The organism is Halomonas fontilapidosi, assembly GCF_014192285.1.
Lineage (GTDB): Bacteria > Pseudomonadota > Gammaproteobacteria > Pseudomonadales > Halomonadaceae > Halomonas > Halomonas fontilapidosi.
The window spans coordinates 17546-37229 of the sequence record NZ_JACHXQ010000001.1; the positions used below are offsets into that span (position 1 = coordinate 17546).

The window sequence follows — 19684 nt, forward strand, 5'->3', positions numbered from 1 at the left end:
GTGATCGCGACAGGTAGTCGCGAAAGTGGCAAGCGGCCGCCCCTCGGGGCGGCCGCTGTTGTTCCGGGCACGGGCTCAATCGTCGAGGAGCTGGCGGTCGAGAAAGGCGATACCGGCCTCGATGGCGTGGCCGCGGGTCAGGAAGCTGGTGAAGTGGCCGCGGAAATGCTGCAGGTAGAGCTCGCTCTCCACGCCCTGAGCGAGTAGCTCGGCGTAGAAGTCAGTGGCATGGTCCACCGGCACCAGGCCGTCCCAGCGGCCATGAAAGAGGAAGTGGGGCGGCGTATCGGCGTCGACGTGATAGATCGGCGAGGCCAGCCGATACTGTGTGGGCTGCTCGGCCCGAGTGCCGCCGATGAACTCCACCACCAGCCGTCCGTCATCGAACTTGAAGAGGTCGCTCGGCAGGCCGCCGCCCAGCACGGCGGCCAGCCGGGCGTGCTTGCCACCGTAGGGCTCGGCGAGGGCCGCGACATTGCCCGACACGCCGAGCAGGCTGACCAGGTGGGCGCCGCTGGAGTAGCCAACGCCGACGATATGGTCGGTGTCGATGCGCCATACATTGGCCCGGCTATGGATCCAGGCCATGGCCTGCTGCAGGTCGTGGAGCTGGGCGGGGAAGCGGTGTTGCGGGGCGAAGCGATAGGCGACATTGACCGTCACGTAGCCGCGCTCGGCGAGTCGCTCGGCGATCTCTTCCATGTCGTCTGGGCTGCGACGTTGCCAGCCGCCGCCGTGCACCAGCAGCGCCGCCGGGCGCAAGCGGCCCTCCGGTGTGTCGGGAAGCAGGACGCGTGCCTCCAGCGCCTCTGGCCAGTCGTCGGGAGTATACGGCGACGGCGCCAGGCGCTGGACGTCATAGTGGGCTTGCGCTTCCCTCGCCTCGGGGGTTGTGACCTCGCCGTTGCGGTCGAGGTGGGTGGCACAGCCGGCCAGCAGCAGGGGCACGCTCAGTGCCAGTCCTCGATATCCGCGCGCGGTTTTGCCCATGCCCTCAGCCTCCGACGCTGTCGGCCTGTCGCGAGGTATGGCCCAGGCGGTCGACCATGGCCATGACCATGCGCGTGGAGTGGTCGGCTGCCTTCTCCAGGAACTCCGTGAAGGAAAGGTGGTTGTCGCCGCCGCCGGCGATGTCGGAGAGTGCACGGATCACCACGAAAGGGCAGCCGTAGTGGTGACAGGTCTGGGCGATTGCCGCGGCTTCCATTTCCGCGGCGAGCATGGTGGGAAAGCGTGACCGGGTCGTCGCCACCAGTTCGGGGCAGGCCATGAAGACATCGCCGGTGGCGATCAGCCCCTCGACGACGTTGACTTCACCTAGCTGCTCGATGCACTCGCGGGCCATGCGGATCAGTCGTGCATCGGCCTGGTAGGCGGCGGGCATGTTGGGCACCTGCCCGTGCTCGTAGCCGAATACCACGGCATCCACGTCGTGGTGGCGCACCTCGCTTGAGACGACGATATCGCCGATCGCCAGGCCCTCGCCGAAGCCGCCGGCTGAGCCGGTGTTGATGATCGCCTCGGGATGGTAGACGTCCAGCAGTAGGGTGGTGCCGATGGCGGCATTCACCTTGCCAATGCCGGATTGGAGGATCACCACGTCCACGCCACGCAGCTTGCCCAGGTGGAAGGTGCAGCCCACGTGTTCGCGGGTGCGTCGGCCCTCGAGCTGGGCGGCGAGGGCCGCGACCTCCTGAGGCATGGCGCCGATGATGCCGATGCGTTTCATGCGAAGACCTGGCTCCACTCGCCGCGCTTGGCCAGGACGTCACGGGCGATCTGCTGCGCGCCTTCCAGGCTGTGGCTGGCGGCCCAGCCGCACTGCATCTCGTTGCAGGCCGGGACCTCGTCGGCGACCAAGACGTCCTTGAGCGTGGCCTCGAGCAGCTCGAGCACGCCGTCATAGTCGTCGTGGTTGATCATGGCTACGTAGAAGCCGGTCTGGCAGCCCATAGGGCTGATGTCGACCACCTTGTCGGAATGGTTGCGCGAGAGCTCGGCCATCAGGTGTTCCAGGGAGTGCAGCGCGGGCATCTCCATGTGGTCCTGGTTGGGCTGGCAGATACGCATGTCGTACTTGTAGATGGTGTCGCCGTGCTCGCCGGTCTTGATGTCGGCAAGGCGGACGTAGGGAGCCTTCACCTTGGTGTGGTCGAGGTTGAAGCTTTCGACGTTCATTGGCTTGTCGGTCATCGGGACGACCTCGCGAGTCTGGCAAAATGAGCGCATTATTCTAGCCGAGTTAGACCAAAGGTGCACGGGCGGCGGCCCGGGGTCAGACCCCAACGTCTACCCCTACGTCTGATTATGCTGTGGCGTCATGCATATCGGCGGCCTGCAGGGTGTTCTCGAGCAGGGTGGCAACGGTCATCGGGCCGACGCCGCCGGGGACGGGCGTGATCCAGCTGGCCCGCTCGGCGGCGGCGGTGAAGTCGATGTCGCCGATCAGGCGGCCATCTTCCTGGCGGTTGATCCCCACGTCGATGACGATGGCGCCGGGCTTGATCCACTCGCCCTTGACCAGACCGGGCAGGCCGACGGCCACCACCAGCAGGTCGGCGCGGCGCACGTGCTCTTCCAGGTGCTGGGTAAAGCGATGGCAGACGGTGGTGGTGCAGCCGGCGAGCATCAGCTCCAGCGACATCGGGCGACCGACAATGTTGGAGGCACCGACCACGGTGGCGTCCAGGCCGCGGACCTCGAGACCACTCGCCTCGAGCAGGGTCATCACCCCCTTGGGCGTGCAGGGGCGCAGCAGCGGCAGGCGCTGGGCCAGGCGGCCGAGGTTGTAGGGGTGAAAGCCGTCGACATCCTTGTGCGGCAGGATGCGCTCGAGGATCGGGCGGGCGTCGAGGTGCTCGGGCAGTGGCAGCTGCACCAGGATGCCGTCGATGCGCGGGTCGTCGTTGAGCTGGTCGACCAGGGTCTCGAGCTCGTCCTGGCTTGTGTCTGCCGGCAGCGGGTACTTGAACGAGTGGATGCCGGCCTCCTCACAGGCGCGATGCTTGTTGCGCACATAGACGGCGGAGGCGGCGTCCTCGCCCACCAGCACCACCGCCAGGCCGGGAATCCGCCTTCCGGCCTCGCGGCGTGCCTGCACCTGGCGAGCGACCTGCTGGCGGACTCGAGCGGCAATGGCCTTGCCATCGATCAGTTGGGCGGTCATCGAACTTCCCTCTGCTGTGTGGTGGGTGGGCTGGGTGGATAGGCGCTGCGTGGGGCGAAGGATTTTCGCATGCCGGGGCACGAAGGCAAAGCCGCCGGTCAGGCGTGGCGGTATCTCCCTGCGCTTGCCCCGTCATACTGGCCTGTGTCGTTCACGATCGTCATGGCGCCGCGACGCGGTTCTCGCTTGACCTGCGGGGAAAGTTCCGTAGAATACGCATCGCTTGACGAGGCCCCTGCGGCGGCGTCAGGGCCGTGCAAGAGCCGGCGGGGTGTAGCGCAGTCTGGTAGCGCGCCTGCTTTGGGAGCAGGATGTCGGGGGTTCGAATCCCTCCACCCCGACCACAACTTGTTGATTGAGAAGTTTTTTATTTCTCGCTTCGGGTTGCGGTCAGGCGCTCTGATACATAGAATGCGCCCATAGCTCAACCGGATAGAGCAACGGCCTTCTAAGCCGTAGGTTGCAGGTTCGATTCCTGCTGGGCGCGCCATGTTCCATGGAGTGTTCGGTAGCGGTTCAGCCAGATCGTTTGGGCATTCAGCAAGACCCGTGTCGTAGTGGTGGATGTAGCTCAGTGGTAGAGCCCCGGATTGTGGCTCCGGTGGTCGTGGGTTCGATCCCCATCATCCACCCCAACTCGACATGATCTCCAGGCAGTGGTGGATGTAGCTCAGTGGTAGAGCCCCGGATTGTGGCTCCGGTGGTCGTGGGTTCGATCCCCATCATCCACCCCATTGCCTCCCTCAGCAGTCTTCTTTCTCTGCGTTATCTCCCTGATCTTTCTTTCGGCGTGGCGATTGCCTTCGCTCGCTTTGCCGATGCTGAGCGCAGCAGTGGACCTCTCGGAAAATTCCCTTTCCTGGCCCTTGTAATGTGCCGTCAGGCCCCCATCTGTTCAGGCATAGCGCTTGCCAGTACCGGGCGGGATTCTTAGAATCAGCCCTTTGACCCTTTCACGCTTTCACAGAACGCCCCAGTCGGTAGAGGACATTTCATGCAAGTTTCCGTCGATACGACCTCCCAGATTGAACGCCGCATCAAGGTCCAGGTGCCGGCCGCCGAAATCGACGAGGCCGTTGACGCCCGTCTCAAGGACGCCGCCAAGACCGTCCGCATGGACGGCTTTCGCAAGGGCAAGGTCCCGATGTCGGTGATCCGTCAGCGCTATGGCGCCGGCGTGCGTGATGAAGTCGTGGGCGAAGTGATGCGCGAGCGTTACGTGCGTGCCATTTCCGAGAACGAGCTCAACCCGGCCGGGTATCCGCAGATCGAGGCCGAGGTCAACGAGCCGGGCAAGGATCTGGCGTTTACTGCGACCCTCGAGATCTATCCCGAGGTCGAGCTGGCCTCCATCGAGGGCACCGAGGTCGAGCGTCCGGTGGTCGAGGTGACCGAGGCCGACGTCGACGAGATGATCGATACCCTGCGCAAGCAGAACGCCGGTTGGGAAGTGGTCGACCGGGCCGCGGAAGAGGGCGATCAGGTCACCATCGACTTCCAGGGTTTCCTGGGCGGTGAGCCCTTCGAGGGCGGCAGCGCCGAGGGGCACGAGCTGGTAATCGGTTCCGGTAGCTTCATCCCCGGCTTCGAGGAGCAGCTGATCGGGGCCAAGGCCGGCGACGAGATGGAGATCAAGGTCACCTTCCCCGAGGACTACCAGGCCGAGCAGCTGGCCGGCCAGGACGCGACCTTCAAGGTCAAGGTCCACGAGGTCAAGGGCCAGGCCCTGCCCGAGGTCGATGCTGAGTTCGTCGAGAAGTTTGGCGTCGAGGACGGCGATCTGGACAAGTTCCGCGTCGAGGTCAAGCAGAACATGACCCGCGAGGCGAGCCAGGCCGTCGACAACCGCGTCAAGCAGCAGGTGCTCGAGGCGCTCAAGAAGGCCAACGACATTCCTGTGCCTCAGGCGCTGGTCCAGCAGGAGACCGACGGGCTCAAGCGTCAGGCGGCTCAGCAGTTCGGCCTCGGCGAGGACTTCGACGTCAGCCAGCTGCCCGACGAGCTGTTTGCCGAGCAGGCCAAGAGCCGTGTACAGGTTGGCCTGTTGCTGGCCGAAGTGATCAAGCAGCACGAGCTCGAGGCCACCGACGAGGAGATCCGGGCCAAGGTCGAGGAGCTAGCCCAGCAGTACCAGGACCCTGAGCAGGTGGTCGAGTACTACATGGGTAACGACCAGCTCAAGACCCAGGTCCAGTCGGCTATCCTCGAGGAGAAGGCCGTCGATGTCCTGCTCGAGCAGGCCGCCGTCAAGGACGTGGAAATGAGCTATCAAGATGCTCTCGCCGCGGCCCAGCAGCAGGGTGGCGTTGACGAGGAAGGCGACGAGGCCGAAGAGCAGGGCGAGGAAAAGCAGGCCTGATCGGTCCTGCCGTGGCCTGCTCGGCCCGCTGGCCGAGCAGGCACACACCCTAGGCGTTCATTCATCGGATCCAAGGACATCACCCAGATGAGCAACCCGTTCGATATTCAATCCGCCGGCGGCCTGGTGCCCATGGTGGTCGAGCAGAGCGCGCGCGGCGAGCGGGCTTATGACATCTATTCCCGCCTGCTCAAGGAACGCGTGATCTTCCTGGTGGGGCCGGTGGAAGACTACATGTCAAACCTGCTGGTGGCACAGCTGCTGTTCCTCGAGTCCGAGAACCCGGACAAGGATATCCACCTGTACATCAACTCGCCGGGTGGCTCCGTGACGGCGGGCATGTCGGTCTACGACACCATGCAGTTCATCAAGCCCGATGTGTCCACCGTGTGCATCGGTCAGGCGGCGAGCATGGGCGCGCTGCTGCTGGCTGGCGGTGCGGCGGGCAAGCGTTACTGCCTGCCCAATTCGCGGATGATGATCCACCAGCCGCTGGGCGGCTTCCAGGGCCAGGCTTCGGATATCGAGATCCACACGCGTGAGATTCTCGGCATTCGTGACAAGCTCAACCGGATCCTGGCGCACCATACCGGTCAGGACATCGAGACCATCGCCCGGGATACCGACCGCGATAACTTCATGGATGGTCCGCAGGCCGCCGAATATGGCCTGATCGATGCGGTACTGGAACAGCGGCCGACATCCTGATAGCGTGAATTTCACCCGAGTGACCTTCATGCATTGAGACGTTTCCCGGCGGCCCGTGCTGCCGTGGTGAACCCGACGCCCCACGTGCCATACTCTTGGGGCGTCATTATGAAAGAGGTACGCGAATGGCCGACGGCAAAGGCAAGGACGAAGGTGGCAAGCTGCTCTACTGCTCGTTCTGCGGCAAGAACCAGAATGAGGTGCGCAAGCTGATTGCCGGCCCGTCCGTGTATATCTGCGATGAGTGTGTCGACCTCTGCAACGACATCATTCGCGAGGAGGTGCTCGATGCCGATGCCGAGACCGACGAAGAGCGCCTGCCGGCTCCCCGCGAGATTCGTCACACCCTCGATGACTACGTGATCGGCCAGGACCGCGCCAAGATGGTGCTGTCCGTGGCGGTGTACAACCATTACAAGCGTCTGCGCTATGGCGGCAAGGAAGAAGTCGAACTCGGCAAGTCGAACATTCTGCTGATCGGTCCGACCGGCAGCGGCAAGACGCTGCTCGCCGAGACGCTGGCGCGGCTACTCAACGTGCCCTTCACCATCGCCGATGCCACTACCCTCACCGAGGCGGGTTATGTCGGCGAGGATGTCGAGAACATCATCCAGAAGCTGCTGCAGAAGTGCGACTACGATGTCGACAAGGCCCAGCGCGGCATTGTCTATATCGACGAGATCGACAAGATCTCGCGCAAGTCGGACAACCCCTCGATTACCCGTGATGTCTCCGGCGAGGGTGTACAGCAGGCGCTGCTCAAGCTGATCGAGGGCACGACCGCCTCGGTGCCGCCCCAGGGTGGGCGCAAGCATCCTCAGCAGGAGTTCGTTCAGGTCGACACCACCAACATGCTGTTTATCGTCGGTGGCGCCTTCTCCGGACTCGAGAAGGTGATCCGCGATCGCGCCGAGAAGGGCGGTATCGGCTTCAACGCCGAGGTGAAGAGCAAGGACGAGAGCAAGGGCGTAGGCGACCTGCTGCTTGACGTCGAACCCGAGGACCTGGTCAAGTTTGGCCTGATTCCCGAGTTCGTGGGTCGTCTGCCGGTGATCGCAACGCTCACCGAGCTGACCGAGGACGCGCTGATCCAGATCCTCACCGAGCCCAAGAACTCGCTGATCAAGCAGTACGCCCGGCTGTTCGACATGGAAAGCGTGGAACTGGACTTCCGCGAGGACGCCCTGCGGGCGGTGGCCCACAAGGCCATGGCGCGCAAGACGGGGGCGCGCGGCCTGCGCTCGATTCTCGAATCAGTGCTGCTCGATACCATGTACGAGATTCCCTCCCTGGAGGGGGTATCCAAGGTGGTGATCGACGCCTCGGTCATCAGCGGCGAGAGCGAGCCCCTGTTGATCTACTCCCAGCAGGAGGCGCAGCGGGTCGACGGTACCGACGGCTGAACCACCGGGCGCCAAGGCGTCCTGAGAGGGAGCGGCTTCATCCGCGAGGTGCCCAGCCGGCATCTCGGGCGATGGATCCGCTCCCCTTCTTTTTATGCGCCGGCTCGCGTTGCCTTGCAATGCCGCCTGCACGCCCCCACTTTCCGGGTATCCATCCGATTTCGTGAGGAACGTCTGCGATGCAGCAGAACGCTGAACAGACCCTGAGTCTGCCCCTTTTGCCACTGCGGGACGTGGTCGTCTATCCGCAGATGGTCATCCCGTTGTTCGTCGGCCGCGAGAAGTCGATCCAGGCGCTCGAGGCGGCCATGGAGGCCGACAAGCGGGTCCTGCTGCTGGCTCAGCGTGAGGCCAGCAAGGACGATCCCGATAACGAGGACATGTTCTCCATCGGCACCGTGGCCGAGATCATGCAGCTGCTCAAGCTGCCCGATGGCACCGTCAAGGTGCTGATCGAGGGCGAATCGCGTGCCGATATCCGCGAGATCGTCGCCGTCGATGGCGGCTACAGCCGCGCCGAGGTGAGCCTGCGCGAGAGCCAGCCACTGAGTGAGCGCGAGCAGGAAGCGCTGGTGCGGGTACTGCTCAACCAGTTCGAGCAGTATGTGAAGATGTCGAAGAAAGTGCCCAATGAGGTGCTCAATTCGCTCTCTGGCATCGAGGACCCCAGCCGGCTGGTGGACACCATCTGTGCCCACCTGTCGTTGAAGATCGACGACAAGCAGCAGCTGCTGGAAATGGACCGGGTGCGCGATCGCATCGAGCACCTGATGGCGCTGATCGAATCCGAGATCGACCTGCTGCAGGTAGAAAAGCGCATCCGCTCGCGGGTCAAGGAGCAGATGGAGAAGTCGCAGCGCGAGTACTATCTCAACGAGCAGATGAAGGCCATCCAGAAGGAGATGGGCGAGCTCGAGAACGTGCCTAACGAGGCCGAGAAGTACGAGCAGGCCATCGAGGAGTCCGGCATGCCCAAGGAGGCGCGCGAGAAGGCGCTCCAGGAGCTGGGCAAGCTGAAGATGATGTCGCCGAACTCTGCCGAGGCCACGGTGGTTCGCTCCTACCTCGACTGGCTGGTAGCGGTGCCGTGGAAGAAGCGCACCCGCATCAAGCATGACCTGGTTCACGCCCAAAAGGTGCTCGACGAGGATCACTACGGCCTTGAGGAAGTCAAGGCACGCATTCTCGAGTACCTGGCGGTGCACAAGCGAGTCAAGAAGCTCAAGGGCCCGGTGCTGTGCCTGGTGGGCCCGCCCGGGGTGGGCAAGACCTCGCTCGGTCAGTCCATCGCCCGGGCCACCAACCGCAAGTACGTGCGCCTGGCGCTCGGCGGGGTGCGCGACGAGTCCGAGATCCGCGGGCATCGCCGTACCTATATCGGTTCGCTGCCCGGCAAGATGGTTCAGCGCATGGCCAAGGCCGGGGTCAAGAACCCGCTGTTCCTGCTCGACGAGGTCGACAAGGTGGGCATGGACCATCGCGGCGATCCCTCCTCGGCGCTGCTCGAGGTGCTGGATCCGGAGCAGAACGACACCTTCAGTGACCACTACCTGGAGCTGGACTACGATCTGTCAGAGACGCTGTTCATCTGCACGGCCAACTCGATGAACATCCCGGGCCCGCTGCTGGATCGCATGGAGGTGATCCGCCTGCCCGGTTACACCGAGGACGAGAAACTGGCCATCGGACGTCGTTACCTGGTGCCCAAGCAGCTCAAGGCCAACGGCTTCAAGGCGGACGAGCTGTCGTTCTCCGATGACGCCCTGCTCGAGCTGATCCGCTACTACAGCCGCGAGGCCGGGGTGCGCGAGCTGGAGCGCCAGATCGCCAAGGTGTGCCGCAAGGTGCTGCGCGAGCGCCTCGAGAAGGAGAGCCAGGAGGGTGCCCAGGCGTCGATGCTGCTCTCCGCGGCTGATATCGAGGCCTATGCCGGGGTGCGCCGCTACAGCTACGGCCTGGCCGACCAAGAGGACCAGGTGGGACGCGTGACCGGTCTTGCCTGGACGTCGGTGGGGGGTGAGCTGCTCAACATCGAGTCGGTGGTCACCCCCGGCAAGGGGCGCCTGGACAAGACCGGCTCGCTCGGCGACGTTATGAAGGAGTCGGTGAGCGCGGCGCAGACGGTGGTGCGTGCCCGGGCGCTGGCGATGGGCATCGACCCTGAGCGCTTCGAGAAGGAGGACCTGCATATCCACGTGCCCGAGGGCGCTACGCCCAAGGACGGTCCCAGTGCGGGCATCGCCATGGTCACGGCCATGGTATCGGCCTATACGGAACGGCCGGTGCGCTGCGATGTGGCCATGACCGGTGAGGTCAACCTGCGCGGCGAGGTACTGCCGATTGGTGGGCTGAAGGAGAAATTGCTGGCCGCCAGGCGCGGTGGTATAAAGACGGTGCTTATACCGGAGGAGAATCGCCGCGACCTCAAGGAGGTTCCGGACAATATCAAGGAGGCCCTCGACATTCGGCCCGTACGCTGGATCGACGAGGTTCTGGAGTCGGCGCTGGCAGACAAGCCAGCGCCAAACAAGGAAGATTCCCGAGCGGAAGATTCTACCACTTCAGCGTCGATGGTCAGTACGCACTAACAACAATTTTCTCGCCATACTGGGGCTGAAACCCCGGTATGGCGGGGTTTGGCAAGGAAGATTGCTTGACAGATCTTTCACCGCATTGCTATAAACTATCGCCATGCTGTGATCGCGTCAGTCAGCCGAATGTCTCGCCGATTAGAGCCAATTTTCGAAAACGTCAAGGGGTGAAGTGTGAACAAATCCGAGCTGATCGAAGCCATTGCCGCGTCTGCCGATATTCCTAAGGCGGCTGCTTCCCGCGCACTGGATGCCATGGTCGACACCGTAACCGACAGCCTCAAGAAAGGTGACAGCGTATCCCTGGTGGGCTTCGGGACTTTCCAGGTCAAGGAGCGGGCGGCCCGCACTGGCCGTAACCCGCAGACCGGCCAGCCGATCGAGATCAGCGCTGCCAAGGTGCCGAGCTTCAAGGCCGGCAAGGCGCTCAAGGATTCCGTCAACTGAGTCGAGGGCGCCTGCCGCACCATTGACGGTTGGCTCCACAACAGGCGCATCGCTCAGGCGATGCGCCTGTTTTTTTCGGTTTGCGTTTTCTTGGCCACCTTGTACCGCCGCCGGCGTCGCGTGAGACGCGGTGATGCGTATAATGTGGCGCGACTTGACTCATTGATCCGCAGAGGCCTGCATGCTGCAAAGTATTCGTGATCGCTCCAAGAGCTGGGGCGCGAAGATCATCATCGGTGCCGTGGTCGTGACCATGGCGCTCTTCGGCGTGGAATCGCTGGTCGGGCTGCTGGGCAACAATCCCGACACCGTCGCCGAGGTCAATGGCGAGGCCATTACTCGCCAGCAGCTGGAAATGGAAGTCCAGCGAGCGATCCGCAGCGGTCAGGTGCCCCCTGACCAGGAGCGCGCCCTGCGGGCAGAGATGCTCGACATGCTGATCACCAATCGCCTGCTCACTCAGTACGCCGAGGAAGGTGGTCTGCATGTCTCCGAGGCGCAGCTGGACCAGCTGATCGTCAACCTGCCGGAATTCCAGGACGCCAATGGCCGTTTCGATCGCGACCTGTTTCGCAACCGTCTCGCCAGCGCCGGTTTCACGCCGCTGACGTTTCGACAGCAGCTCAGCGTCGACGTGAAGCACCAGCAGCTTCAGCAGGGTCTGGCGGTGAGCGACTTCACCCTGGACGAGGAGCAGGAACGACTCGCTACCCTTCAGCGCCAGCGTCGCAGCTTCCGCTACCATGCTCTGGTAGCGTCGGACCTGTCATCACCGCCGGAGGTGGGTCAGGAGGCGCTGGAGGCCTACTACGACGCTCATCAGGCAGACTATCGCCGCCCCGAACAGGTCAGGCTGAACTACGTGGTTCTCGATCGTCAGCAGATGGCCGAGCAGGCCGAGATCAGTGAAGAGGCGCTGCGTGAAGCCTGGGAGACCGGCGCCGCCGAGGCCGACCGCCGGGTATCGCACATCATGGTCACCTATGGTGATAGTCAAGGGGGTGACGGGCGCAGCCGCGAAGAGGCCGAGGCTATCCTCGAGCAGGTACAGGAGCGCCTCGACGAAGGCGAGGCGTTCGCCAAGCTGGCCGGCGAGGTGTCCGACGACACTTCCACCAGCGACGACGGTGGCGACCTGGGCGTGATCTCGCGCGGCTTCTTCGGTGAAGCCTTCGAAACGGCGGCGTTCTCGCTGGGTGAGGGCGAGGTGTCCGGGATTGTCGAGACCGACAACGGCCTGCACCTGATCAAGGTGACCGAGCTGGATCGCCCCGCGTTCGAGGAGAGCCGCGACCAACTGCGCCGCGAGCTGGCGCGTGAGCGGGTTACGGATGCCTTCAACGAAAAGGCCCAGCAGCTGATCGATGACAGTTTCGCCGCCGAGGACTTGGCAAGTGTCGCCGAGGACCTGGACCTGGAGCTTCAGCAGAGTGATTGGGTCGGTCGCGGCGGTGGCGATGGTGTGCTGTCCGAGCCGGGCGTGATGGAGCAGGCCTTCAGTGACGATGTACTGGAAGAGGGCTACAACAGCGAGGTGATCGAGCTCGACGAGGATCGCCGCCTGGTGCTGCGAGTGGCCGAGCATCGCGAGGCGACCACGCTGCCCCTGGAAGAGGTACGTGACGAAGTCGAGGCGGCGGTTCGCCGTGAGAAGACCCGCGAGGCGTTGGTCGAGCTGGCGGCAGAGCGCGTCGAGCGCCTGCGCGCCGGGGAATCCCTGGAAATCGATTGGCAGCAGGCCGAGGCCATCAGTCGCCAGGGCGGCACGAACCTCCCGGAGGCCTTGATCCAGTCCGCCTTCCGTCTGCCGCACCCGGAGGGCGATTCACCCGTCTATGGCCATGCCGCGGTCGGTGATCGGGTGATGTTGATCGCCCTGGACAACGTGCAGGCCGGCGAACCCAACGAGCAGATCGAAGCCTTCGTGGCCAACATGGCTGAACGGCTGCGGGCCCAGGCGGCGATTCAGGGGCTGATCGACCATCTGCGCGATCAGGCCGAGATTCGCCGATAGGGCCATCGGCCAGCGGCAAGGCTCAAGGAGCAAGCGACAAGGAAACCCCTTGGCTTGCTCCTTTTTCGTTGCTGGCCTGGTTCCTCGACCCTCGATCCTTTATGTTATCTTGTAACGTTTTCCGCACGCCTACCGGAGCGACCCCATGCCCGAGCCCCTTACCAACGTGCCCGTCCATCTGATCACCGGTTTTCTGGGGAGCGGCAAGAGCACCCTGATTCGCCGTCTGATCGAGCAGAAGCCCGACGGTGAGCGCTGGGCGGTGGTGATCAACGAGTTCGGTCGCGTGGGGATCGATCAGGCGATGTTTGCCGAGCGCGATGATCTGGTGATCAAGGGGCTACCCGGGGGCTGTCTGTGCTGCCAGCTGGCCTTCGTGCTGCAGGCGTCGCTGGTCAACCTGCTGCATCGCTACCGTCCGGACCGCTTGATCATCGAGCCCTCGGGGCTGGGTCATTCGGCCGGGCTGCTGGATGTGCTGCGCGGCGAGGGGTTCAGCGGTGTGCTGGAGGTCCGCGACATCATTGCGCTGCTGGATCCGCGTCGCCTGGACGATCCGCGTGCCCGGGATCACGACACCTTCCTCGATCAGCTGGCCATGGCCGATGGGGTGGCCATGACCATGACCGACCTGTCCAGCGGCGGTCAGCTCGAGGCGGCGCGTTCATGGCTCGACGCCTTCTGGCCGGCCAAGCGCTGGATCGCCGAGGCGCCCCACGGGGAACTGCCGCTCTCCCTGCTGCTGGATAGCCGACAGCATACGAGATCGAACGGGATTGCCTCGTCCGCTCACCAGGCGGCTCGCCTGGAGCAGGCGATCCTGGTGCTGGATGAGGTGCCGTTCCGTGAGCCGGAACCCGGCAAGCCGCTGCGAGAGGAGGGCGCCTCCTTGGGCCATGCCACCCTGGGGTGGCGCTGGCATGCCGGCGAGGTCTTCGACCTGGACCGGGTCACGCCGCTGCTGGGCAGCTTGCCTGCGGCGCTGCGCGTCAAGGGCGTGCTGCATACGGCTGATGGCTGGAAGCTCTATAACCGCGCCGATGGCGCGGTCAGTCTGACTGACACGTCCTGGCGCCGGGACTCACGACTGGAGCTGATTGGCGAGGCGGGCAGCTTGCCGGACCCCGAGGTACTGGAAGGCAAGTTGGCGGGTTGCCTGGCACATCGCTGAGATGCCAGGCGTGTCGGAGCGTTCGGTTCGACGTCTCGACTTGCCGCGCGATTCAGGAGAGCGAGAACGCCTGCAGCTGGGGCTCGCCACCCTCCTCGATGACGATCTCCCAGCCCTTGCCGGGTTGCCAATCGCCCAGCACATAGCGCTTCGCAGGCTGACCGTCGACCTCAAGGTCATGCACCGCAGGGCGGTGGGTATGGCCATGAATCAGCGTCGTGACGCCGTGCTCGGCCATCACCTTCACCACTTCGTCCAGGGTTACGTCCATGATGTCCTCGGCCTTGTTGGAGTTGGCCTCACCGGACTGCTCGCGCAGCTGCCGGGCCAGGGCGATGCGCTCCTGAATCGGCATCGACAGCACCTGCTCCTGCCAAAGCGGATTGCGTGCCTGGGCACGAAAGGCCTGGTAGGCCTCGTCGTGAGTGCAGAGGCTGTCGCCGTGCATCAGCAGCACGCGCTCACTGCCGAGCGCTACCACGCTGGGGTCGGGCAGCAGGGCGGCGCCGGCGTCATGGGCGAAGCGCTCTCCCAGCAGGAAGTCGCGGTTGCCGTGCATCAGGTAGATGGCGGTGCCGCCATCGGCCAGCCGCTTCAGGGCGGCAGCAATTCGTGATGCCAGGGTGGCGTTGCCGGTGGGATCCTGCTCCCCCAGGTCAAGCAGGTCGTCGCCGACCCAGGCCTCGAAGAAGTCGCCGAGAATATATAGGGCATCACTGCCCCGGGCGCGTTCGTCCAGCCAGTGCAGGAATCCCTCGCTGACCCCGGGGGCGCCGGGATGGAGGTGCAGGTCGGATATCAGCAGGGCGGTCATGGGGAGCTCTGAACAGACGGTGAAATGAAGCACGCCCACCCGGGTCCAAAGACGCGCGGCGGGCGTGAGGCGAGACGCGACGGGGCTCAGGCCTCGGGCTCGTCCTTCACGTAGGCCTTCTGGATGACCACGTCCTCGGCGGGCACGTCGGCGTGCATGCCGCGACGCGTGGTGGGTACCGCCTTGATTTTCTCGACCACGTCCATGCCCTCGACCACGGTGCCGAAGGCGCAGTACCCCCAGCCCTGGATGGTCTTGCCGGTGTGGTTGAGGAAGTCGTTATCGGCGACGTTGATGAAGAACTGGGCGGTGGCGGAGTGCGGGTCCTGGGTGCGCGCCATGGCCAGCGTGCCGGTGGTGTTCTTCAGGCCGCTGTCGGCCTCGTTCTCGATCGGGTCGCGCGTCGGCTTCTGGTTGAAGTCGGTGTCGAAGCCGCCGCCCTGGACCATAAAGCCGGGGATCACGCGGTGAAAGAGGGTGCCGTCATAGAAGCCGTCGCGGACGTACTGCTCGAAGTTGGCAGCGGTCTTGGGTGCCTTCTCGTGGTCGAGCTCGACGGTGATGTCGCCGAAATTGGTCTGCAGTACGATCATCGGTAAGTTCCTGTGCGGTAAAGGGGAGTGGCCTTGGCGTTGTACATGGCTGTGGCGCTATAATACGTGTTTTGCTTCGATGCGCGAAGTGAGCGCCCGCAACTTCAACCAGAGGTCGTTTTTTCCGACATGTCCACCGACACCACCAGCGCGCCGAATTTCATCCGCAACCAGATCCGCGAGGAGATCGAAGGCGGCCGTACCGGGAAGATCGTCACCCGCTTTCCGCCGGAGCCCAACGGCTTTCTGCATATCGGCCACGCCAAGTCGATCTGCCTGAATTTCGGGCTCGCCGAGCATTTCGGTGGCGATTGTCATCTGCGCTTTGACGATACCAATCCGGCCAAGGAGGAGCAGGCCTACATCGACGCCATCAAGGCGGACGTTCACTGGCTGGGCTTCGAATGGGCCGGTCCGGTGCGCTTCGCCTCGGACTATTTCGACACGCTCTATCAATGGGCACAGCACCTGGTTCGCGAGGGCAAGGCGTACGTCGATGACCTCTCGCCGGACGAGATCCGCGAATATCGCGGCACCCTGACCGAGGCAGGCAAGCCGAGCCCCTATCGCGAGCGCAGCGCCGAAGAGAACCTCGACCTGCTGGAGCGCATGCGCACCGGCGAGTTCGCCGAGGGCGAGAAGGTGTTGCGAGCGAAGATCGACATGGCCGCGCCGAACATCAACCTGCGCGACCCGATCCTCTACCGTATCCGTCACGCCAGTCACCACCAGACCGGCGACAAATGGAAGATCTATCCCTCCTACGACTTCACCCACGGCCAGTCGGATGCTCTCGAGGGCGTGACGCACTCGATCTGTACCCTGGAGTTCGAGGATCACCGCCCGCTCTACGAGTGGTTTCTGGACAACCTGCCGGTGCCGGCGAAGCCGCGTCAGATCGAGTTCGCGCGGCTCAACCTCAACTACACGCTGACCTCCAAGCGCAAGCTCAAGCTGCTGGTGGACCAGGGCATCGTCGACGGCTGGGACGACCCGCGCCTGCCGACCATCTCCGGCATGCGCCGCCGCGGCTACACGCCGGCCTCGATTCGCAAGTTCTGCGAGATGATCGGTGTTACCCGCGCCGATGGCGGCCTGGTGGATATCGCCATGCTCTACCACGCCATCCGCTCTGACCTCGAGGACAACGCCCCGCGCGCGATGGCCGTGCTCAAGCCATTGAAGGTCGTGCTGACCAACGTGCCGGAGGATTTCGAGGAGGTCTACGAGGTGGCCGGCCATCCGGCGCGCGAGGACATGGCGGTGCGCAAGGTGCCGTTCACTCGCGAGCTCTATATCGATCATGACGACTTCATGGAGAACCCCCCCAAGAAGTTCTTCCGCCTGGCGCCGGGCAAGGAAGTGCGTCTTCGCAACAGCTACGTGATTCGCTGTGACGAGGTGATCAAGGACGATGCCGGCGAGCTCAGCGAACTACGCTGCTCGGTGGACTTCGACACCCTGGGCAAGAACCCGGAGGGGCGCAAGGTTAAGGGCGTTATCCACTGGGTCAGCGCCGAGCGCGGCATCCCCATGGAGGTGCGGCTCTACGACAACCTCTTCCTCGAGGAGCAGCCCGACAAGGACAGGGACGCCGACTTCCTCGAGCATCTCAATCCCGAGTCGCTGGTCACCGTCCGAGCCATCGGCGAGCCGAGCCTGGCCGAGAGCGAGCCGGAGAGCCGCTTCCAGTTCGAGCGGGTGGGCTACTTCTGCGCCGACCGCCACGCCTGTCGCGACGGTCAACTGGTGTTTAACCGCACTGTAGGACTCAAGGACAGCTGGGCTCGAATGCAGAAGAAAGATCAAGACAAGAAGAAGGGGTGAACGTGAGCGCAGAACTGCAGATCTACAACACGTTGACTCGCCGCAAGGAGCCCTTCACGCCCATCGAGCCGGGCAAGGTGCGCATGTACGTGTGCGGCATGACCGTCTACGACTTCTGCCACCTGGGTCACGCCCGTGTGATGGTGGCCTTCGACGTCATCACCCGCTACCTGCGGGCCCGCGGCTTTGATGTGACCTACGTGCGCAACGTCACCGACATCGACGACAAGATCCTGCGGCGCGCCGAGGAGAATGGCGAGAGCATCAACGCGCTCACCGAGCGCATGATCGATGCCATGCACGAGGATCAGGCGCGGCTTTCCGTGTTGCCGCCGGACCGTGAACCTCGCGCCACCCAGCATATCGACGACATCCTGGCGATGATCCAGACCTTGATCGACAAGAACTTTGCCTATGCCGCCGATAACGGTGATGTCTACTATCGGGTGCGGCGCTTCGAGCGCTACGGGCGCTTGAGCAATCGTGACCCCGACGAGATGCGCGCTGGCGCCCGCATCGAGGTAGACGAGCACAAGGAGGATCCGCTGGACTTCGTGCTGTGGAAGGCCGCCAAGCCCGGGGAGGCGAGCTGGCCCTCGCCGTGGGGCGAGGGGCGGCCGGGCTGGCATATCGAATGCTCCGCCATGTCCACCTGCTGCCTGGGCGAGACCTTTGACATTCATGGCGGCGGCCCGGATCTGCTGTTTCCCCACCACGAGAACGAGATCGCCCAGAGCGAGGCAGCCACCGGCCACGCCTACGTCAATACCTGGATGCATGCCGGGGCGGTGCGGGTGAATCATGAGAAGATGTCCAAGTCGCTGGGCAACTTCTTCACCATCCGTGAGGTGCTCGAGCACCACGATGCGGAGGTGGTCCGCTATCTGCTGGTGGCCAGCCACTACCGTAGCCCGATCAACTACGCCCCGGATTCGCTGGCCGAGGCGCGCAAGTCGCTGGAGCGCTTCTACACGGCGCTGGAAGGCCTGGTGCTCGACGAGACGGTCGAGGGTCCCATCACCGGCGTGGATTCGAGTTTCGATGCGCGCTTCACGGCCGCCATGGACGACGACTTCAATACCCCCGAGGCGCTGTCGGTGCTCTTCGACCTGGCGCGCGAACTCAATCGGACCAAGCAGGAGGCCCCCGATAAGGCGCTGGCCCTGGCGCACGAGCTTCGCCGGCTCGGCGGCGCGCTGGGACTGCTCGAGCAGGCCCCGGCGAGCTTCCTGCAGGGCAGCGGCGCCGCGCTACCTCTCTCCGAGGCGGAGATCGAGGGCAGAATCAGCGAGCGTGCCACGGCCAAGCAGGCCAAGGACTTCGCTACCGCCGACGCCATCCGCGACGAGCTCGCTGCCCTGGGGATCATTCTCAAGGATTCCCGCGAGGGCACGACCTGGGTCTTCGAGAAGCCTGAGGGCTGACACCTCCGCACAACGCCAAGCGTGCGCCCGGTCTGCCTTACAGCGGGCCGGGCGTTCGCGTATCAGGGAACGTGGACGTGATAGCAGGGCCGTGGCCGTTGATAGGGTGGCAAGGGAATCTTCCGCGGCCAATCGTCGGCCACCACGAACAGGCGTTGCCAGCCTTTCTCCTCCTGCCACAGCGCCAACTGGACGGGGGCGTCCGATACATAGAGGTGTTGAACCAGCTGGGCGTCAAGGTCGCGCAGGGACAGCAGCGCCTCGCGGCGGGGCGGGGCAAGCCAATGCGGCTTGTTCAGCCGGGCGCCGAGGGTGCCAGGGTGAAGGCCGTCGCGCAGCCGAGGCCAGTCGCCGGCGGTCACCCATTGGCCTCGCCGGTAATCGGTCGCGGCCTCACACGGGGGTGGCAGTGGTGCGTGCCAGGGGTGAAAGAGCACACCGGGTATCGCCAGACGCACCGTCATGGAGGGCATCGCCCCTTCTTGTTCGAAAACCGACCCTTCCTGCACGGAAGAGGGCGGCGACCACCAGGGCGCCAGAGTCTCGCGGGCCTCGGGAGAGGCGGTGAGTCGCAGCTGATGACGGTGCAGGTGCTCGCGCTTGACGGCCAGGCTGTCGGCGCCGCCCGGGCCGATCCAGCGGGCCTGGCTATCCGGCCCGCCCGGTCCCTGGGGCAGGCCCAGGTAGAACTTGATGGCGACCTCCAGGTGAACCGGGCGCGGGTCGTCGCGTCGGCAGTAGAGCAGATCCAGCTCTCCCAGGGTGCGCTTGCCCTGATGGATGCGCAGGTTATGGGCCAGAAGCCGGGTATTGGGTGCCGTGTCGAGCAGGAATTGCCAGAGCCGTTCGTGGTAAAGGCCCATGCGCCCCGTCAGGGCGGGTGCCAGAAAGGCCTCAAGCCTCTCGGGTGCCATCTCTAGCGTCTTCAGCCAGGCCGCCAGGCGGTCGTCGTCGCCGAGGCCGAGTTCGCCAAGCGACGGTCGCCCGGGGCAGGGCATCACGATCAGGTCGGACGCCAACAGCAGCCACGCTAGGTCGCGAACCAGCGGATGATGACATCGGGCGAGGCATTCCTCGGCGGATAGAACCATGGCATTGTCCAGACGTTGACGGAGAGTCTGACAGAGAAGCTGTACAGGCCTTATACTGCGGTCACATTCTCAATGA

16 protein-coding genes and 4 tRNA genes are annotated in these 19684 nt (G+C 64.3%); 13 read left to right on the forward strand and 7 right to left on the reverse strand.

Going from position 1 to position 19684, the window contains the following annotated elements; genetic code table 11:
- Positions 1–75: 75 nt before the first annotated feature.
- The 4 genes from FHR95_RS00080 to folD form a co-directional block, all read right to left on the reverse strand.
- A complete protein-coding gene (locus FHR95_RS00080) occupies positions 76–990 on the reverse strand; it encodes an alpha/beta hydrolase (protein ID WP_183312908.1) in 915 nt (304 codons plus the stop codon).
- A 4-nt stretch (positions 991–994) separates the two neighbouring features.
- Complete coding sequence (gene mtnN / locus FHR95_RS00085) at positions 995–1729, reverse strand: 5'-methylthioadenosine/S-adenosylhomocysteine nucleosidase (RefSeq protein WP_040186938.1); 735 nt, start codon at positions 1727–1729, stop codon at positions 995–997.
- Complete coding sequence (locus FHR95_RS00090) at positions 1726–2193, reverse strand: S-ribosylhomocysteine lyase (RefSeq protein ID WP_183312909.1); 468 nt, start codon at positions 2191–2193, stop codon at positions 1726–1728. Before FHR95_RS00090 ends, mtnN begins: the two co-directional genes overlap by 4 nt.
- Before the next feature lie 112 nt (positions 2194–2305).
- Positions 2306–3166: a bifunctional methylenetetrahydrofolate dehydrogenase/methenyltetrahydrofolate cyclohydrolase FolD gene (folD, locus tag FHR95_RS00095; protein ID WP_040186935.1), complete on the reverse strand. Its 861-nt coding sequence runs from the start codon at positions 3164–3166 to the stop codon at positions 2306–2308.
- A gap of 267 nt (positions 3167–3433) precedes the next feature.
- Between folD and FHR95_RS00100 the strand changes: the two genes are divergently transcribed.
- The 11 genes from FHR95_RS00100 to FHR95_RS00150 all read left to right on the forward strand — a co-directional run bounded on the left by FHR95_RS00100 (position 3434) and on the right by FHR95_RS00150 (position 13859).
- Positions 3434–3510 (forward strand) — tRNA-Pro (locus FHR95_RS00100).
- Between the two features lie 69 nt (positions 3511–3579).
- A tRNA-Arg gene (locus FHR95_RS00105) sits at positions 3580–3656 on the forward strand.
- Positions 3657–3726: 70 nt separating this feature from the next.
- Positions 3727–3801, forward strand: a tRNA-His gene (locus tag FHR95_RS00110).
- Between the two features lie 24 nt (positions 3802–3825).
- Positions 3826–3900: transfer RNA gene (locus tag FHR95_RS00115), tRNA-His, on the forward strand.
- 260 nt (positions 3901–4160) lie between these two features.
- A complete protein-coding gene (tig, locus tag FHR95_RS00120) occupies positions 4161–5525 on the forward strand; it encodes a trigger factor (RefSeq protein ID WP_183312910.1) in 1365 nt (454 codons plus the stop codon).
- A gap of 87 nt (positions 5526–5612) precedes the next feature.
- On the forward strand, positions 5613–6233 hold the full coding sequence (clpP, locus tag FHR95_RS00125; RefSeq protein ID WP_183312911.1) for an ATP-dependent Clp endopeptidase proteolytic subunit ClpP: 621 nt from the start codon (positions 5613–5615) through the stop codon (positions 6231–6233).
- A gap of 125 nt (positions 6234–6358) precedes the next feature.
- The gene (gene clpX / locus FHR95_RS00130; RefSeq protein ID WP_040186932.1) at positions 6359–7636 is read left to right on the forward strand and encodes an ATP-dependent Clp protease ATP-binding subunit ClpX; all 1278 of its coding nucleotides are present in this window, start codon (positions 6359–6361) and stop codon (positions 7634–7636) included.
- Between the two features lie 179 nt (positions 7637–7815).
- A complete protein-coding gene (gene lon, locus FHR95_RS00135) occupies positions 7816–10224 on the forward strand; it encodes an endopeptidase La (RefSeq protein WP_183312912.1) in 2409 nt (802 codons plus the stop codon).
- 177 nt (positions 10225–10401) lie between these two features.
- Positions 10402–10674 (forward strand): HU family DNA-binding protein, encoded by a 273-nt coding sequence (locus FHR95_RS00140; protein WP_040186928.1) that lies wholly within the window; start codon positions 10402–10404, stop codon positions 10672–10674.
- Positions 10675–10855: 181 nt separating this feature from the next.
- A complete protein-coding gene (locus FHR95_RS00145; protein ID WP_183312913.1) occupies positions 10856–12688 on the forward strand; it encodes a SurA N-terminal domain-containing protein in 1833 nt (610 codons plus the stop codon).
- 145 nt (positions 12689–12833) lie between these two features.
- Positions 12834–13859, forward strand: coding sequence for a CobW family GTP-binding protein (locus FHR95_RS00150; RefSeq protein WP_183312914.1), 1026 nt, complete (start codon positions 12834–12836; stop codon positions 13857–13859).
- 52 nt (positions 13860–13911) lie between these two features.
- Here FHR95_RS00150 and FHR95_RS00155 read toward each other — a convergent pair whose 3' ends face one another.
- Positions 13912–14673, reverse strand: a complete 762-nt coding sequence (locus FHR95_RS00155) for a UDP-2,3-diacylglucosamine diphosphatase (RefSeq protein ID WP_183312915.1) — start codon at positions 14671–14673, stop codon at positions 13912–13914.
- A gap of 86 nt (positions 14674–14759) precedes the next feature.
- Entirely contained in the window at positions 14760–15266 is a 507-nt protein-coding gene (locus tag FHR95_RS00160; protein ID WP_040186923.1) for a peptidylprolyl isomerase, read from the reverse strand.
- A 129-nt stretch (positions 15267–15395) separates the two neighbouring features.
- On the opposite strand from FHR95_RS00160, the gene FHR95_RS00165 reads away from it, so the two are divergent.
- Positions 15396–17093, forward strand: coding sequence for a glutamine--tRNA ligase/YqeY domain fusion protein (locus FHR95_RS00165; protein ID WP_183312916.1), 1698 nt, complete (start codon positions 15396–15398; stop codon positions 17091–17093).
- 14 nt (positions 17094–17107) lie between these two features.
- Complete coding sequence (gene cysS, locus FHR95_RS00170; protein ID WP_183313352.1) at positions 17108–18517, forward strand: cysteine--tRNA ligase; 1410 nt, start codon at positions 17108–17110, stop codon at positions 18515–18517.
- A 62-nt stretch (positions 18518–18579) separates the two neighbouring features.
- On the opposite strand, the gene FHR95_RS00175 is transcribed toward cysS, so the two are convergent.
- A complete protein-coding gene (locus FHR95_RS00175) occupies positions 18580–19608 on the reverse strand; it encodes a DUF1853 family protein (RefSeq protein WP_183312917.1) in 1029 nt (342 codons plus the stop codon).
- Positions 19609–19684: the final 76 nt, after the last annotated feature.

Bases quoted from the DNA above. Each gene is read 5' to 3' on its own strand.
- FHR95_RS00175 (WP_183312917.1), bottom strand. From the start codon at position 19,608: ATGGTTCTATCCGCCGAGGAATGCCTCGCCCGATGTCATCATCCGCTG.
- clpX (WP_040186932.1), top strand. From the start codon at position 6,359: ATGGCCGACGGCAAAGGCAAGGACGAAGGTGGCAAGCTGCTCTACTGC.
- FHR95_RS00145 (WP_183312913.1), top strand. From the start codon at position 10,856: ATGCTGCAAAGTATTCGTGATCGCTCCAAGAGCTGGGGCGCGAAGATC.
- FHR95_RS00155 (WP_183312915.1), bottom strand. From the start codon at position 14,673: ATGACCGCCCTGCTGATATCCGACCTGCACCTCCATCCCGGCGCCCCC.
- folD (WP_040186935.1), bottom strand. From the start codon at position 3,166: ATGACCGCCCAACTGATCGATGGCAAGGCCATTGCCGCTCGAGTCCGC.
- FHR95_RS00080 (WP_183312908.1), bottom strand. From the start codon at position 990: ATGGGCAAAACCGCGCGCGGATATCGAGGACTGGCACTGAGCGTGCCC.
- FHR95_RS00150 (WP_183312914.1), top strand. From the start codon at position 12,834: ATGCCCGAGCCCCTTACCAACGTGCCCGTCCATCTGATCACCGGTTTT.
- FHR95_RS00165 (WP_183312916.1), top strand. From the start codon at position 15,396: ATGTCCACCGACACCACCAGCGCGCCGAATTTCATCCGCAACCAGATC.
- FHR95_RS00090 (WP_183312909.1), bottom strand. From the start codon at position 2,193: ATGACCGACAAGCCAATGAACGTCGAAAGCTTCAACCTCGACCACACC.
- FHR95_RS00160 (WP_040186923.1), bottom strand. From the start codon at position 15,266: ATGATCGTACTGCAGACCAATTTCGGCGACATCACCGTCGAGCTCGAC.
- clpP (WP_183312911.1), top strand. From the start codon at position 5,613: ATGAGCAACCCGTTCGATATTCAATCCGCCGGCGGCCTGGTGCCCATG.
- lon (WP_183312912.1), top strand. From the start codon at position 7,816: ATGCAGCAGAACGCTGAACAGACCCTGAGTCTGCCCCTTTTGCCACTG.
- tig (WP_183312910.1), top strand. From the start codon at position 4,161: ATGCAAGTTTCCGTCGATACGACCTCCCAGATTGAACGCCGCATCAAG.
- mtnN (WP_040186938.1), bottom strand. From the start codon at position 1,729: ATGAAACGCATCGGCATCATCGGCGCCATGCCTCAGGAGGTCGCGGCC.